Origin of the sequence: Pseudomonas sp. LSJ-87 (genome assembly GCF_032971465.1) — a bacterium.
Lineage (GTDB): Bacteria > Pseudomonadota > Gammaproteobacteria > Pseudomonadales > Pseudomonadaceae > Aquipseudomonas > Aquipseudomonas putida_Z.
In genome coordinates this window covers 153031-165853 of sequence record NZ_JAWJYQ010000012.1, presented here as the reverse complement: position 1 = coordinate 165853, position 12823 = coordinate 153031, and the positions used below count along the sequence as shown (strand labels likewise).

General features: G+C 62.0%; 15 protein-coding genes and 1 other RNA gene. 7 read left to right on the top strand and 9 right to left on the bottom strand.

The window, feature by feature from the left end; translation table 11 throughout:
- Positions 1-88 precede the first annotated feature (88 nt).
- Positions 89-448: RNase P RNA component class A (rnpB, locus tag RYH74_RS09705), an RNA gene on the bottom strand.
- A gap of 67 nt (positions 449-515) precedes the next feature.
- On the bottom strand, positions 516-1391 hold the full coding sequence (gene rsmI, locus RYH74_RS09700) for a 16S rRNA (cytidine(1402)-2'-O)-methyltransferase (protein ID WP_043935900.1): 876 nt from the start codon (positions 1389-1391) through the stop codon (positions 516-518).
- A 186-nt stretch (positions 1392-1577) separates the two neighbouring features.
- Here rsmI and RYH74_RS09695 point away from each other — a divergent pair, with 186 nt between their 5' ends.
- The 5 genes from RYH74_RS09695 to RYH74_RS09675 all read left to right on the top strand — a co-directional run bounded on the left by RYH74_RS09695 (position 1578) and on the right by RYH74_RS09675 (position 5403).
- Entirely contained in the window at positions 1578-3395 is a 1818-nt protein-coding gene (locus RYH74_RS09695; RefSeq protein WP_085592141.1) for a penicillin-binding protein activator, read from the top strand.
- Positions 3395-3766: a YraN family protein gene (locus RYH74_RS09690; RefSeq protein WP_013974121.1), complete on the top strand. Its 372-nt coding sequence runs from the start codon at positions 3395-3397 to the stop codon at positions 3764-3766. The genes RYH74_RS09695 and RYH74_RS09690 overlap by 1 nt, the downstream gene beginning before the upstream one ends.
- 86 nt (positions 3767-3852) lie before the next feature.
- Positions 3853-4446 carry a phosphoheptose isomerase gene (locus RYH74_RS09685; RefSeq protein ID WP_012274070.1) on the top strand — a complete coding sequence of 198 codons (594 nt, stop codon included), beginning with the start codon at positions 3853-3855 and terminating at the stop codon, positions 4444-4446.
- Positions 4443-5021, top strand: a complete 579-nt coding sequence (locus tag RYH74_RS09680) for a BON domain-containing protein (RefSeq protein WP_015271720.1) — start codon at positions 4443-4445, stop codon at positions 5019-5021. Before RYH74_RS09685 ends, RYH74_RS09680 begins: the two co-directional genes overlap by 4 nt.
- 163 nt (positions 5022-5184) lie before the next feature.
- Entirely contained in the window at positions 5185-5403 is a 219-nt protein-coding gene (locus tag RYH74_RS09675) for a YgdI/YgdR family lipoprotein (protein ID WP_025340556.1), read from the top strand.
- Between the two features lie 48 nt (positions 5404-5451).
- Here RYH74_RS09675 and RYH74_RS09670 read toward each other — a convergent pair whose 3' ends face one another.
- The 7 genes from RYH74_RS09670 to rplM form a co-directional block, all read right to left on the bottom strand.
- Positions 5452-5883, bottom strand: a complete 432-nt coding sequence (locus RYH74_RS09670; protein ID WP_084785265.1) for a ClpXP protease specificity-enhancing factor — start codon at positions 5881-5883, stop codon at positions 5452-5454.
- 10 nt (positions 5884-5893) lie between these two features.
- Positions 5894-6517, bottom strand: a complete 624-nt coding sequence (locus tag RYH74_RS09665) for a glutathione S-transferase N-terminal domain-containing protein (protein ID WP_075046271.1) — start codon at positions 6515-6517, stop codon at positions 5894-5896.
- A 117-nt stretch (positions 6518-6634) separates the two neighbouring features.
- Entirely contained in the window at positions 6635-7414 is a 780-nt protein-coding gene (locus tag RYH74_RS09660) for a cytochrome c1 (protein WP_085614300.1), read from the bottom strand.
- On the bottom strand, positions 7414-8625 hold the full coding sequence (locus RYH74_RS09655; RefSeq protein ID WP_025340560.1) for a cytochrome b: 1212 nt from the start codon (positions 8623-8625) through the stop codon (positions 7414-7416). The genes RYH74_RS09660 and RYH74_RS09655 overlap by 1 nt, the downstream gene beginning before the upstream one ends.
- On the bottom strand, positions 8625-9218 hold the full coding sequence (petA, locus tag RYH74_RS09650; protein WP_015271723.1) for a ubiquinol-cytochrome c reductase iron-sulfur subunit: 594 nt from the start codon (positions 9216-9218) through the stop codon (positions 8625-8627). Before petA ends, RYH74_RS09655 begins: the two co-directional genes overlap by 1 nt.
- A 263-nt stretch (positions 9219-9481) precedes the next feature.
- Complete coding sequence (gene rpsI, locus RYH74_RS09645; RefSeq protein WP_003260797.1) at positions 9482-9874, bottom strand: 30S ribosomal protein S9; 393 nt, start codon at positions 9872-9874, stop codon at positions 9482-9484.
- A 14-nt stretch (positions 9875-9888) separates the two neighbouring features.
- Positions 9889-10317 (bottom strand): 50S ribosomal protein L13, encoded by a 429-nt coding sequence (gene rplM / locus RYH74_RS09640; RefSeq protein WP_003260798.1) that lies wholly within the window; start codon positions 10315-10317, stop codon positions 9889-9891.
- A gap of 257 nt (positions 10318-10574) precedes the next feature.
- Between rplM and RYH74_RS09635 the strand changes: the two genes are divergently transcribed.
- Together RYH74_RS09635 and RYH74_RS09630 are read left to right on the top strand one after the other, a co-directional pair.
- Entirely contained in the window at positions 10575-11615 is a 1041-nt protein-coding gene (locus RYH74_RS09635; protein ID WP_075046273.1) for an NADP(H)-dependent aldo-keto reductase, read from the top strand.
- Between the two features lie 274 nt (positions 11616-11889).
- Positions 11890-12810 (top strand): GlxA family transcriptional regulator, encoded by a 921-nt coding sequence (locus RYH74_RS09630; protein WP_075047039.1) that lies wholly within the window; start codon positions 11890-11892, stop codon positions 12808-12810.
- Positions 12811-12823 lie beyond the last annotated feature (13 nt).

Genomic DNA, 12823 nt, shown 5'->3' with positions numbered 1-12823 from the left:
AGTTCGAAGTTAAAGTGATTTATTAAGAGTAAGATTTTTTCGGTATTACCAGAGGACATCTGCTATCGAATAAAGCAGGGAGGGAAAGGTGGAGAGTCGATCTGTAAGCCGGGTTTTGTCGAGGACAGTCATTCCTCTACGACGGCCATCGCTGGACGCCTCTAGCAACCTACCCGGTTCCGACGCGGGCCACGCCTGATGGAACCCTATTTGGTCTTGCTCCGAGTGGGGTTTACCTAGCCACGAACTGTTGCCAGCCGTGCGGTGCGCTCTTACCGCACCTTTTCACCCTTACCGGCACCGAAGTGCTTAGGCGGTTATTTTCTGTGGCACTTTCCGTAGGCTCGCGCCTCCCAGGCGTTACCTGGCACTCTGCCCTATGGAGCCCGGACTTTCCTCCCCCTGCTGTTGCGGAACAAAAGCAGGCAGCGACTGTCCGATCGACTCTCCGCCGCCAAGATTAACGGCACGCGCGCCCGAGAACAAGCAATACCGACATCTATATCAATTTGCCACTACTCAGCTTTCTGCTTTTCCAGGGCCAGTTGATACAGCAGGTTCTTGCGCACCCCGGTAATTTCCGCGGCCAGTGCCGCCGCCCGCTTGAGTGGCAACTCGGCCAGCAGCAGGTCGAGCACCCGCTGCGCCTCGGCACTGATCGCCTGCTCGCCCTCCGGCGCACTCCAGCCACCGACCAGCACCACGCACTCACCGCGCTGCTGGTTGCTGTCGCCGGCAACGAACGCGCGCAGCTCGGCCAGGGGCAGGCCCTTGAGGGTCTCGAAGGTCTTGGTCAGCTCGCGCGCCAAAAGCGCCGGGCGCTCGCCACCGAACACCGCCTCCATGTCCTCTAGGCATTCCAGGATACGGTGCGGGGCCTCATAGAAGATCAGCGTGCGCGGCTCTTCCTTTACCTGCTCCAGGCGCGCCCGGCGCCCCGCTGCCTTGGCCGGCAGGAAGCCTTCGAAGATGAAGCGGTCCGAAGGCAGGCCGGCCGCCGACAGCGCGGCGATCAGAGCGCAGGCGCCCGGCACCGGCACCACGTTCACACCCGCAGCCCGCGCCTGGCGCACCAGGTGGTACCCCGGGTCGGAAATCAGCGGCGTGCCGGCATCGGAGACCAACGCCACATTCTCACCCGCCAGCAGCTTGGTGAGAAAACGCCCGCCCTCGTCACGCTCGTTGTGCTCATGGCAGGCCGCCAGCGGCGTGTCGATGCCGAAGTGCTGCAGCAGACGGATCGAATGACGGGTATCTTCCGCCGCGATCAGGGCCACGTCCGCCAGCACCTTCAGCGCCCGGGCGCTCATGTCGTCGAGGTTGCCGATGGGGGTTGCGACCACATACAGCGTCCCCACGGTGGATTTCGAAGCCCCTGCCACATCAGTCACTGCGCACACCTGTCGTTCGGATCAAAGGCGCCATTGTAGCCCGAGCGCCTGCAACAGGGCGCAAAGAACTTCGCCGACGACCGATGGCAGGCCTCCTATAGTGAAGGATCGACACGGCAACATCGCGCCCCGGCCAGCGCTTGGGTACAATTGCCGGCCACCTTGATCGAGTAACAGGACCTTTACATGATCGCTTGCCTGCGGCTGTTCACAGCCCTCTGCCTTGCTGCCTTGCTGGCAGCCTGCGCCAGCTCGCCCTCATCCAGCCTGGGCGAACTGCCACGCACCCCGGACGCCAGCATCGAGCAACTGCTCGAGAAGGCTGCTTCCAGCAAGTCCGCGGAAGACGCCGCCCTGCTGCGCCTGAGCGCAGCCGACCTGGCCTACAAGCAGAAGGATTTCCCACGCGCCGCACGCATCCTCGAGCAGGTGCCGCTGGACACCCTCAAGCCGGCGCAGCAAGTGTTCGCCAGCACCCTCGGTGCCGAGCTGGCCATGAGCCGCAACCAGCCCAAGGCCGCCCTGACCGCCCTGGCCCACCCGAGCCTGCAGCGCGTCGCCGAACTGCCGGAAGAACAGCAAGCGCGCACCTACAGCGTGCACGCGGCCGCCCTCGAAGCCGATGGCCAGGCCCTGGCCGCCGCGCAACAGCGCGTGCTGCTGACCCCGCTGCTCAGCGGCCAGGCCGCCAGCGCCAACAATGACGCCATCTGGGCACTGGTCGCCTCGCTGCCGGCCGAGCAACTGCAGCAGCCTGGCAACGACCAGACCCTGGCGGGCTGGACCAGCCTGGCCTTCGCGGTAAAAAGCGCCGGCACCCTGGAACAGCAGCAAGCGGCTATCGACGCCTGGGTCAAGCAGCACCCTGACCACCCGGCCGCCCAGCAACTGCCGCTGGCACTGACCAAGCTCAAGGAGCTGGCCAGCCAGCCGCTGACCAAGATTGCCCTGCTGCTGCCTCAGGAAGGCCCGCTGGCCGGTGTTGCCCGCGCCCTGCGTGACGGCTTCATGGCTGCGCACTTCCAGGCCCAGCAAGCCGGCCAGCAGGCGCCAGCCGTGCAGGTATTCGACAGCTCGCGCATCGGTTCGCTCGACGACTTCTATCGCCAGGCCCAGGCCGCAGGCGTACAGCTGGTCATCGGCCCGCTGGAAAAACCGCTGGTCAAGCAACTGGCTGCCAAGCCACAACTGCCGATCACCACCCTGGCCCTGAACTACGCCGACGCCGGCCAGAAGGCGCCGCCGCAGCTGTTCCAGTTCGGCCTGGCTGCCGAAGACGAAGCCCGTGAAGTGGCCCGCCGCGCCCGCGCCGATGGCATGGTCCGCGCCGTGGCCCTGGTGCCGAGCGGCGAATGGGGCGACCGCGTGCTTGCCGCCTTCCGCCAGGACTGGGAAGGCAACGGTGGCACCCTGCTCGCCGCCGAGCGCATCGCCCAGCCGGTCGCACTGGCCCAGCAGATTGCCGACCTGTTCCAGCTGCGCCAGAGCGAAGGCCGCGCCAAGAGCCTGCAGAGCACGGTAGGTGGCAGCATCGCCGCGCAGCCGTCGCGCCGCCAGGACATCGACTTCATCTTCCTCGCCTCGACCCCGCAACAGGCCCAGCAGATCAAGCCGACCCTGAACTTCCAGTACGCCGGTGACGTACCGGTCTACGCCACCTCGAACCTGTACAGCGCCAGTGGTGACGTCAACCAGTACAACGACATGAACGGTATCCGCTTCTGCGAAACCCCGTGGCTGCTCGATACCAGCAACAGCCTGCGCCAGCAGGTCGTGCAGCAATGGCCGCAAGCCGCCGGCAGCCTGGGCCGCCTGTATGCCATGGGCGTCGACGCCTACAGCCTGGCGCCGCGCCTGGGCCAACTGAAAGCGCTGCCGGACAACCGCGTACTGGGCCTTTCGGGCAGCCTGAGCATGAACGCCAACCAGCGTGTCGAGCGCCAGCTACCTTGGGCCGAGTTCGTCGGCGGCCAGGTCCAGCGCCTGCCTGACACCGCCCGCTGATGGCAGCAGCGTCGCCCACCAGCGCCGGGCAGGCAGCGGAAACCCAGGCCCTTGAATACCTTCAAGGGCAGGGCCTGCAACTGCTGGCGCGCAACTGGCGATGCAAAGGCGGTGAGCTTGATCTGGTCATGCTCGACGCCGATACAGTAGTATTCGTCGAAGTCCGCTACCGGTTGCACGCGGGCTTCGGTGGCGCCCTCGGCAGTATCGACGGGCGCAAGCAGAAACGGTTGGTGCTCGCCGCCAGCCTGTTCCTGCAGAAGGAGCCCCACTGGGGCAACCACCCCTGCCGCTTCGACGTAGTCGCCCTGCAGGGCAGCCACCATGCAGGCAGACCGCTTCAATGGCTGAAAAACGCCTTCGAATGCTGAACCCACTCCGATTTTTTTGCTCTATGTTTCGCGGGCTGGTCGTTGTTGCGCGTAGCAAAGGCCACCGCCCCACTTAAGGTCACCAGATGGACATGCAATCCCGAATTCGCCGGCTGTTCCAGGCCAGCATCGATACCAAGCAACAGGCAATGGACATCCTGGCACCGCACATCGAGCAGGCCAGCCTGGTCATGGTCAATGCACTGCTCAACGAGGGCAAGATGCTCGCCTGCGGCAACGGCGGCTCGGCCGGCGATGCCCAGCACTTTTCCTCGGAGCTGCTCAACCGCTTCGAGCGCGAACGCCCGAGCCTGCCGGCCATCGCGCTGACCACCGACAGCTCGACCCTGACCTCGATCGCCAACGACTACAGCTACAACGAAGTCTTTTCCAAGCAGATCCGCGCGCTGGGCCAGCCCGGCGACGTTCTGCTGGCGATCTCCACCAGCGGCAACTCGGCCAACGTGATCCAGGCGATCCAGGCCGCACATGACCGCGAAATGATTGTCGTAGCATTGACGGGTCGCGATGGCGGCGGCATGGCTTCGTTGCTGCTGCCCGAAGACGTGGAAATCCGCGTACCTTCGACGGTTACCGCGCGCATCCAGGAAGTCCACCTGCTGGCGATCCACTGCCTGTGTGATCTGATCGACAGCCAACTGTTCGGGAGTGAAGAATGACCCCTATGCGCCTCGGCCTTATGGCCCTGACCCTGTGCCTGAGCGTTACTGGTTGCAGCTCGGTACTGACCTCTACACGCAATTCGCCAATCGAGGACGATCGCGGCACGCGCACCATAGGCAGCAAGATCGACGACTCGCTGATCGAAACCAAGGCCTCGGTCAACATCGCCAAGGCCAGCCCTGACCTGGACAAAGGTTCGCACATCGTTGTCAGCAGCTACAACGGCATCGTCCTGCTGGCCGGCCAGACCCCGCGCGCCGACCTCAAGAGCCTTGCCGAGCAGACTGCCAGCCAGGTACAGCGGGTCAAGAAAGTGCACAACGAGCTGCAGGTGATGCAGCCCTCCTCCATCCTGGCGCGCAACAACGACGCCTGGCTGACCACCAAGATCAAGACCCAGATGCTGACCGACAATGCCGTGCCCAGCTCGCGCATCAAGGTGATTACCGAGAACGGCATCGTCTACCTGCTCGGCCTGGTGACCCAGCAGGAGGCCAACTCGGCCACTGCCGTGGTACAGGGCGTTTCGGGTGTGCAGAAGATCGTCAAACTGTTCGAGTACATCGACTGATTCACTGATTGCCTGCACCGGCCTCTTCGCGGGTAAACCCGCTCCCACAGGGATCTCACAGCTTTCGAGGCTTGTTGTATTCCTGTGGGAGCGGGTTTACCCGCGAAAAGGCCAGCACAGGCGACAACACTGCCCTACCTTTCAGAAATCCAGGAAACACCGCATGAAAAAGCTTCTGCTGCCTGCCCTGCTGTTCGGCACTTTCGCCACCCTGGCCGGCTGCTCCACACCAAGCCTGATCACCCTAAACGATGGTCGTGAAATCCAGGCCGTCGACGTACCGGAATTCGACCGCGACGCCGGCTTCTACGAGTTCCAGCAACTCGACGGCAAGCGTACCCGCATCAACAAGGACCAGGTACGCACCATCAGCGACCTGTAAGTCAGGGCTGGTAAAGAAAAAGGCGATCCGGTTGGATCGCCTTTTTTGTTACTTGACCACTTTCAGGCTTGGCCGGCCAGTCGGGCGTGGCGGCTGGCCACCACCTTCTGGTGGGCCATTGTCATCCGGCTGTACATCATCATCTTCCGGCTCATCGTCATCCATCACGGGCGGCTCCAGCTCGAAGACCATACCCTGGCCATTTTCCCGGGCATAGATACCCAGGATGGCGCCAACCGGCACGTACAGCGAGTGAGCCACGCCACCAAAGCGGCCCTCGAAGCTGACCGCGTCGTTGTCCATGTGCAGGCTGCGCACGGCACTTGGCGAGATGTTCAACACGATCTGGCCATCACTGGCGAAACCTTGCGGCACCTGCACCGCCGGGAATTCGGCATTGACCAGCATATGGGGCGTGCAATCGTTGTCGACGATCCACTCGTACAGTGCTCGAACCAGATAGGGGCGACTGGAGTTCATCAACGGCTCCTTAAAGCTTGCGCATTTCACGTTCTACAGAGGACAGGCTCGCCTGGAAAGGCTCGCGGGCGAACTGCCGCTCCATGTAATCCAGCAGCGGCTTGGCTTGCCGCGGCAACTCGATACCCAACACCGGCAGACGCCAGAGTATGGGCAGTAGACAACAATCGACCAGGCTTTGCTCCTCACTCATGAAGCAGGCGAACTCGCCGAACAACGGCGAGACTCCGGTCAGGCTTTCACGCAACGCCTTGCGCGCTTCGGCTCGGGCAGCCTCGCTGCTGCGCGGGTCGAGCACGGTATCGGCCAGGGAGCACCAGTCGCGCTGGATGCGATGCATCAGCAAGCGGCTGTTGCCCCGCGCAACCGGGTACACCGGCATCAGCGGCGGATGCGGATAACGCTCCTCGAGGTATTCCATCACCACGGTCGATTCATACAGCGCCAGGTCACGGTCGACCAGGGTCGGCACGCTGCCGTAAGGGTTCACCTCGACCAGCTTGGGCGGCAGGCGGCCGGGGTCGACATCGATGACCTGCACGCTGATACCCTTCTCGGCCAGCACGAGGCGTACCCGATGAGAATAGTGATCAGCGGGGTCGGAATAGCAGGCTAACCTGTTGGTTGCGCCCATGTAGCGCCTCCTCGCACGGGATGCTTGTGAAACTGTAAATGAAAACGCGCCCGTGGTGACCTGGCAGATCTGCCAGGCCACCACGGGCGCGTTCAACAACCAGAAACTACTGCGTGATCAGTGCACGTCCTTCCAGTATTCACGCTTGAGCAAGTAGGCGAATACGAAGAAGAAAGCCAGGTACAGCAACACGTAGGTACCGATGCGCTGGCTTTCCAGTTTGACCGGGTTGGCCGAATAGGCCAGGAAGGTCACCAGGTTCTTGACCTTCTCGTCGAACTGCTCGGTCGTCAGGGTACCGGAATTCGGCGTAATGGTCAGCTGGTCGCAGGCCTCATGGGTGATCGGGGCGCCAGTCAACGGGTCGAATTGCTTCTTGCCATCGGTCACGGTCTGCACCTGTTTGCAGCCGACGTACTGGTTGCCCTGCAGGCCAACCAGCACGTTTGGCATACCGACGTTCGGGAACACCTTGTTGTTCACCCCATAAGGCCGCGACGGGTCCTCATAGAAGCTGCGCAGGTAGGTGTACAGCCAGTCGGTGCCACGCACCCGCGCCACCAGGGTCAGGTCTGGCGGTGCGGCGCCGAACCAGGTCTTGGCGTCACTGGGCTTCATGCCGATCTGCATGTGGTCACCGATCTTGGCACCGGTGAACACCAGCTTCTCGAGCATCAGCTCGTGGGGGATGCCAAGGTCATCGGCCACCCGCTCGTAACGCTGGAACTTGGCACTGTGGCAACCCATGCAATAGTTGGCAAAGGTACGCGCACCGTCCTGCATGGCGGCCTTGTCGCCCAGGTCGATGTCGACCTTGTCCAGCTCCAGGCCCGTTTCGGCCGCGAAGGAAAAGGCAGGCATCACTGCCAGCAAAAATACTGCAATCAACTTTTTCATCAGCCAGTCACCCTTTCCGGAACCGGTTTGGTCTTCTCGAGCCTTGTGTAGAACGGCATCAGCAGGAAGTAGGCGAAATACAACACCGTGCACACCTGCGACAGCAAGGTACGCCCAGGTGTCGGCGCCAGTACGCCCAGCACGCCGAGGATGACGAAGGCCACGCAGAACACCAGCAGGAAGAGCTTGCTGATCCAGCCCTTGTAGCGCATGGAGCGCACCGGGCTGCGGTCGAGCCAGGGCAGAACGAACAGCACGGCAATGGCCGCACCCATGGCGATGACGCCCATCAGTTTGTCAGGCACCGCACGCAGGATCGCGTAGAACGGCGTGAAGTACCACACAGGCGCAATGTGCTCGGGTGTCTTGAAGGCGTTCGCCTGCTCGAAGTTAGGTTTCTCCAGGAAGTAACCGCCCATTTCCGGGAAGAAGAAGACCACGGCGCAGAACACGAACAGGAACACCACCACGCCGACAATGTCCTTGACGGTGTAGTACGGGTGGAACGGGATACCATCCAGCGGGATACCGTTCTCGTCCTTTTTCTTCTTGATGTCGACGCCATCGGGGTTGTTCGAACCCACTTCGTGAAGGGCGAGGATGTGCAGCACCACCAGGCCGAGAATCACGATCGGCAGGGCGACCACGTGCAGGGCGAAGAAGCGGTTCAGGGTGATACCCGAGATCAGGTAGTCACCGCGGATCCACTGGGTGAGGTCGCCACCGATCACCGGAATGGCACCGAACAGCGAGATGATCACCTGGGCACCCCAGTACGACATCTGGCCCCACGGCAGCAGGTAGCCCATGAAGGCTTCGGCCATCAGCGCCAGGTAGATCAGCATGCCGAACAGCCAAACCAGTTCACGCGGCTTCTGGTAGGAGCCGTAGAGCAGGCCGCGGAACATGTGCAGGTAGACCACGATGAAGAACGCCGATGCACCGGTGGAGTGCAAGTAGCGCAGGATCCAGCCGTATTCCACATCACGCATGATGTACTCGACAGAGGCGAACGCCTCTTCCGCCGAGGGCGTGAAGCTCATGGTCAGCCACACACCGGTGACGATCTGGTTGACCAGCACCAGCAGCGCCAGGGAGCCGAAGAAGTACAGGAAGTTGAAGTTCTTGGGCGCGTAATACTTGCTCAGGTGGTCTTCCCACATCTTGGTGGCGGGGAAGCGAGCATCAATCCAGTCCATGAACTTGCTCATCATGCGTTCTCCTGGTCAACGCCGATGACGACGATCTCGTCCGACTCGTAAGAGTGCGGTGGCACGGGCAGGTTGAGAGGTGCCGGCTGCGACTTGTAGACACGGCCGGCCAGGTCGTAGTGGGAGCCGTGGCAAGGGCAGAAATAGCCACCGACCCATTTCGGGCCAAGGTCGGCGGGTGCGACTTCCGGACGGAAGGTGGGCGAGCAGCCCAGGTGTGTGCACAGGCCGACAAGGATGAGGATTTCCGGCTTGATCGAACGAACCTGCGGGTCGACGTAGGTGGGCTGTACCGAGGCCTTGGACTCGGGGTCAGCCAGGTCACCGACGACCTTTTTCAGGTTACCGAGGATCTCGTCCGTTCGCCGCACGATGAACACCGGCTGGCCACGCCACTCGGCCACCATCTGCTGCCCGGCCTCGACCTTGGCGATATTGACCTTCACCGGTGCACCGGCGGCTTTCGCCTTGGCACTGGGAAACCATGACCCCACGAACGGTACCGCAGCCCCCACTGCCCCCGCTGCCCCGACTACAGATGTCGCGGCTACGAGGAAGCGGCGCCGGCCTGCGTTGACGCCGTCATTGCTCATTCAGTCCTCTCCCATCAGCTTGCTTGGCCAGTTGGACCTGGCCTGTACTTAGGTAATGTCTGTGGCACTAAAAATTGGCCGCCATGGTAAGAAACAAATCCACACACTGACAAGGTGATTACCCGGGGAACGGGCTACAACCCTCGCTTTGCTTGATCTGCGTCTATGCGGCAAGTCGTCACCGACATGCTGACAGGTTAGTTCAAGACATAAAAAAAGCCCGGTTCCAAGGAACCGGGCTTTTTTCGACTGCCGAAGCGGTATTAACGCTTGGAGTACTGAGGACGCTTACGCGCTTTACGCAGACCCACTTTCTTACGCTCAACTTCACGAGCGTCGCGGGTGACGTAGCCAGCACGACGCAGAGCGCCACGCAGGGTTTCGTCGTATTCCATCAGAGCGCGGGTGATACCGTGACGGATCGCACCGGCTTGACCGCTGACACCACCACCGGAAACGGTGACGTAGATGTCGAACTTCTCGACGGTTTCGGTCAGCTCGAGCGGCTGACGAACAACCATGCGAGCGGTTTCGCGACCGAAGAACACGTCCAGAGAACGGTTGTTGATGGAAATGTTACCAGTACCCGGACGCAGGAATACGCGAGCGGTTGCGGTCTTGCGACGGCCAGTGCCGTAGTTTTGAGTCGCCGACATAATGAACTATCCCGTTAGATCTTCAGTTCTTGAGGCTGCTGAGCAGTGTGTGGGTGAGCAGCACCCGCGTACACTTTCAGCTTGCGGTACATGTCGCGACCCAGCGGGTTCTTCGGCAGCATGCCTTTGACCGCAGTTTCGATAACACGCTCAGGGGCCTTGGCGATCAACTTCTCGAAGTTGATTTCCTTGATACCGCCCGGGAAACCGGAGTGGGAGTAGTACATCTTGTCGGAAGACTTGGCACCAGTCACACGAACCTGCTCGGCGTTGATGACGACGATGTAGTCGCCGGTGTCAACGTGAGGGGTGTATTCTGGTTTGTGTTTGCCACGCAGACGGCTAGCGATTTCGGTAGCCAGACGACCCAGGGTCTGGCCAGCGGCGTCGACTACGAACCACTCGCGCTTTACTGTTTCCGGTTTAGCAGTAAAAGTTTTCATTCTCTAAAGCCTCAGAGGCCGCCCAGCGAAAAATAGACGGCGAATCTTACTGGATAGTGCACAGCTTGCCAAGGGCAAGCGCGCAGCCGAACGCTGACGCTTTTGGGGGCTCGGGTCAGGCACGCCAATGTTCGACGGGGTTCTTCCTGCGTGGTGGTGCATCACTTCCGCCACACGGAGAGGGGCCGAATTATCCAGATTGCGCGAAAAATTTCAACCTGCTTTGATGGGCTTCTTTGTCAAGGAGTGTCTACCCGATGGAATACCGCCAGCTCGGCCGTACCGACCTCAATGTCAGCGCCCTGTGCCTGGGCACCATGACCTGGGGCGAGCAGAACGTCCAGGCCGAGGCCTTCGAGCAGATTGCCCGGGCCAAGGCCGCCGGGGTCAACTTCATCGACACCGCCGAGATGTACCCGGTGCCGCCCCGCCCCGAAACCTACGCCGCCACCGAGCGCATCATCGGCAACTGGTTCCGCGCCAATGGCGATCGCGATGACTGGGTGCTGGCCAGCAAGGTCGCCGGCCCCGGCAACGGCATCAGCCACATCCGCGACGGCCAGCTCAAGCACAACCGCCAGCACATCGTCGCCGCGCTGGACGAGAGCCTCAAGCGCCTGCAGACCGACCGCATCGACCTGTACCAGCTGCACTGGCCCGAGCGCAGCACCAACTTCTTCGGCAAGCTGGGCTACCAGCACCTGCCACAGGACCACTTCACCCCGCTGGAAGAAACCCTCGAAGTGCTCGACGAGCAGGTGCGCGCGGGCAAGATCCGCCACATCGGCCTGTCCAACGAAACGCCTTGGGGCACCATGAAGTTCCTGCAACTGGCCGAAAGCCGCGGCTGGCCGCGAGCGGTGTCGATCCAGAACCCGTACAACCTGCTCAACCGCAGCTTCGAGGTGGGCCTGGCGGAAGTTGCCATCCGCGAGCAGTGCGGCCTGCTGGCCTATTCGCCGCTGGCGTTCGGCATGCTTTCCGGCAAATACGAGAACGGCGCACGCCCGGAAAACGCACGCCTGACCCTGTTCAGCCGCTTTTCCCGCTACTCCAACCCACAGACCGTGGCAGCCTGCGGCCGCTATGTGCAGCTGGCCCGCGAGCACGGCCTGGACCCGGCGCAGATGGCCCTGGCATTCGTCACCCGGCAGCCGTTCGTGACCAGCAACATCATTGGCGCGACCAGCCTCGAGCAACTGGACAGCAACCTTGCCAGCCTCGAGCTGAGCCTGAGTGATGAACTGCTGGCGGCGATCGAGGCGATTCACCAGGAGCAACCGAACCCGGCGCCTTGAGCCGGACCCTGTGCTGGTTTCTTCGCGGGCTTGCCCGCTCCCACAGGACCTCACTGCCCCTCAGGCCTGTGGGGTACCTGTGGGAGCGGGCAAGCCCGCAAAAAAACCAGCGCGGTGTAGCAGGCTAGACACAATCGCCAAAAAATAAGACGATCCAGCCGGTGATTGACCACTCTACCCTATAAGAACAATGACAATGATGTTTACCCAACCCTCCGCGTCGCTGCGGCGCGTCAGCATCCTGGCCATTGACAAGGTGTTCGCTTCGACCTTGATGCAGGCCAAGGATTTCTTCCACCTCGCCAGCTTGCGCTACAGCAAGCAGCTGGGCCTGGGCCTTCAGCCCATGTTCGAGATCCGTCTGGTGAGCCCGGACGGCCAGCCCGTGGACAGCTTCAGCAATGTGCAGCTGCCGGTCGAAGGCGGCCTGGACGACGCCGATGTGATCATCCTCCCGGCCTTCTGGGACGACTTCGACAACCTGCTGCAACGTTATCCACAGGTGCTGCCGTGGCTGCGTGAACAGCATGCCCGTGGCGCTGTGCTGTGCGCCGAGGCCAGTGGCGTGTTCTGGCTGGCCGAGTCCGGCCTGCTCGACGGCAAGGAAGCGACCACCTACTGGCGCTTCTTCAACAGCTTTGCCGAACGCTTCCCGAAGATCCGGCTGAACCAGGACAAGCACCTGACCGACGCCGACAACCTGTACTGCGCCGGCGGCACCACCTCGGCCTGCGACCTGTACATCTACCTGATCGAACGCTTCTGTGGCGCCAACGTGGCCCGCGCCGTGTCCCGCGACATCCTCTACGAAGTGCAGCGCAACTACACCCCCGGGCGCATGGGCTTTGGCGGGCAGAAGCTGCACCAGGACCTGATCATCCTGCAGATCCAGCACTGGCTGGAGGAACACTTCGCCGACAAGTTCCGCTTCGAGGACGTGGCTCGCAACCACGGCATGAGCATTCGCAATTTCATGCGCCGCTTCCAGGGCGCGACGGGTGACAAGCCGCTGCACTACCTGCAACGGCTACGGATCGAGACGGCCAAGGGGTTGCTTTCGAGTACGCGCAAGAGCATCAAGACCATCAGCTATGAGGTCGGATATGACGATGCCAGTTTCTTTGCGCGGCTGTTCCGTCAGCACACCGAGTTGTCGCCGAACCAGTATCGGCAACAGTTCATGCAGGAGGCTTGAGGCCAATGGGGCT

Coding starts and splice junctions, on each gene's coding strand:
- rplM (WP_003260798.1), bottom strand. CDS start 10,317: ATGAAAACTTTTACTGCTAAACCGGAAACAGTAAAGCGCGAGTGGTTC.
- RYH74_RS09655 (WP_025340560.1), bottom strand. CDS start 8,625: ATGAGCAAGTTCATGGACTGGATTGATGCTCGCTTCCCCGCCACCAAG.
- rpsI (WP_003260797.1), bottom strand. CDS start 9,874: ATGTCGGCGACTCAAAACTACGGCACTGGCCGTCGCAAGACCGCAACC.
- petA (WP_015271723.1), bottom strand. CDS start 9,218: ATGAGCAATGACGGCGTCAACGCAGGCCGGCGCCGCTTCCTCGTAGCC.
- RYH74_RS09685 (WP_012274070.1), top strand. CDS start 3,853: ATGGACATGCAATCCCGAATTCGCCGGCTGTTCCAGGCCAGCATCGAT.
- RYH74_RS09670 (WP_084785265.1), bottom strand. CDS start 5,883: ATGAACTCCAGTCGCCCCTATCTGGTTCGAGCACTGTACGAGTGGATC.
- RYH74_RS09695 (WP_085592141.1), top strand. CDS start 1,578: ATGATCGCTTGCCTGCGGCTGTTCACAGCCCTCTGCCTTGCTGCCTTG.
- RYH74_RS09660 (WP_085614300.1), bottom strand. CDS start 7,414: ATGAAAAAGTTGATTGCAGTATTTTTGCTGGCAGTGATGCCTGCCTTT.
- RYH74_RS09690 (WP_013974121.1), top strand. CDS start 3,395: ATGGCAGCAGCGTCGCCCACCAGCGCCGGGCAGGCAGCGGAAACCCAG.
- RYH74_RS09675 (WP_025340556.1), top strand. CDS start 5,185: ATGAAAAAGCTTCTGCTGCCTGCCCTGCTGTTCGGCACTTTCGCCACC.
- RYH74_RS09635 (WP_075046273.1), top strand. CDS start 10,575: ATGGAATACCGCCAGCTCGGCCGTACCGACCTCAATGTCAGCGCCCTG.
- RYH74_RS09630 (WP_075047039.1), top strand. CDS start 11,890: ATGCAGGCCAAGGATTTCTTCCACCTCGCCAGCTTGCGCTACAGCAAG.
- RYH74_RS09665 (WP_075046271.1), bottom strand. CDS start 6,517: ATGGGCGCAACCAACAGGTTAGCCTGCTATTCCGACCCCGCTGATCAC.
- RYH74_RS09680 (WP_015271720.1), top strand. CDS start 4,443: ATGACCCCTATGCGCCTCGGCCTTATGGCCCTGACCCTGTGCCTGAGC.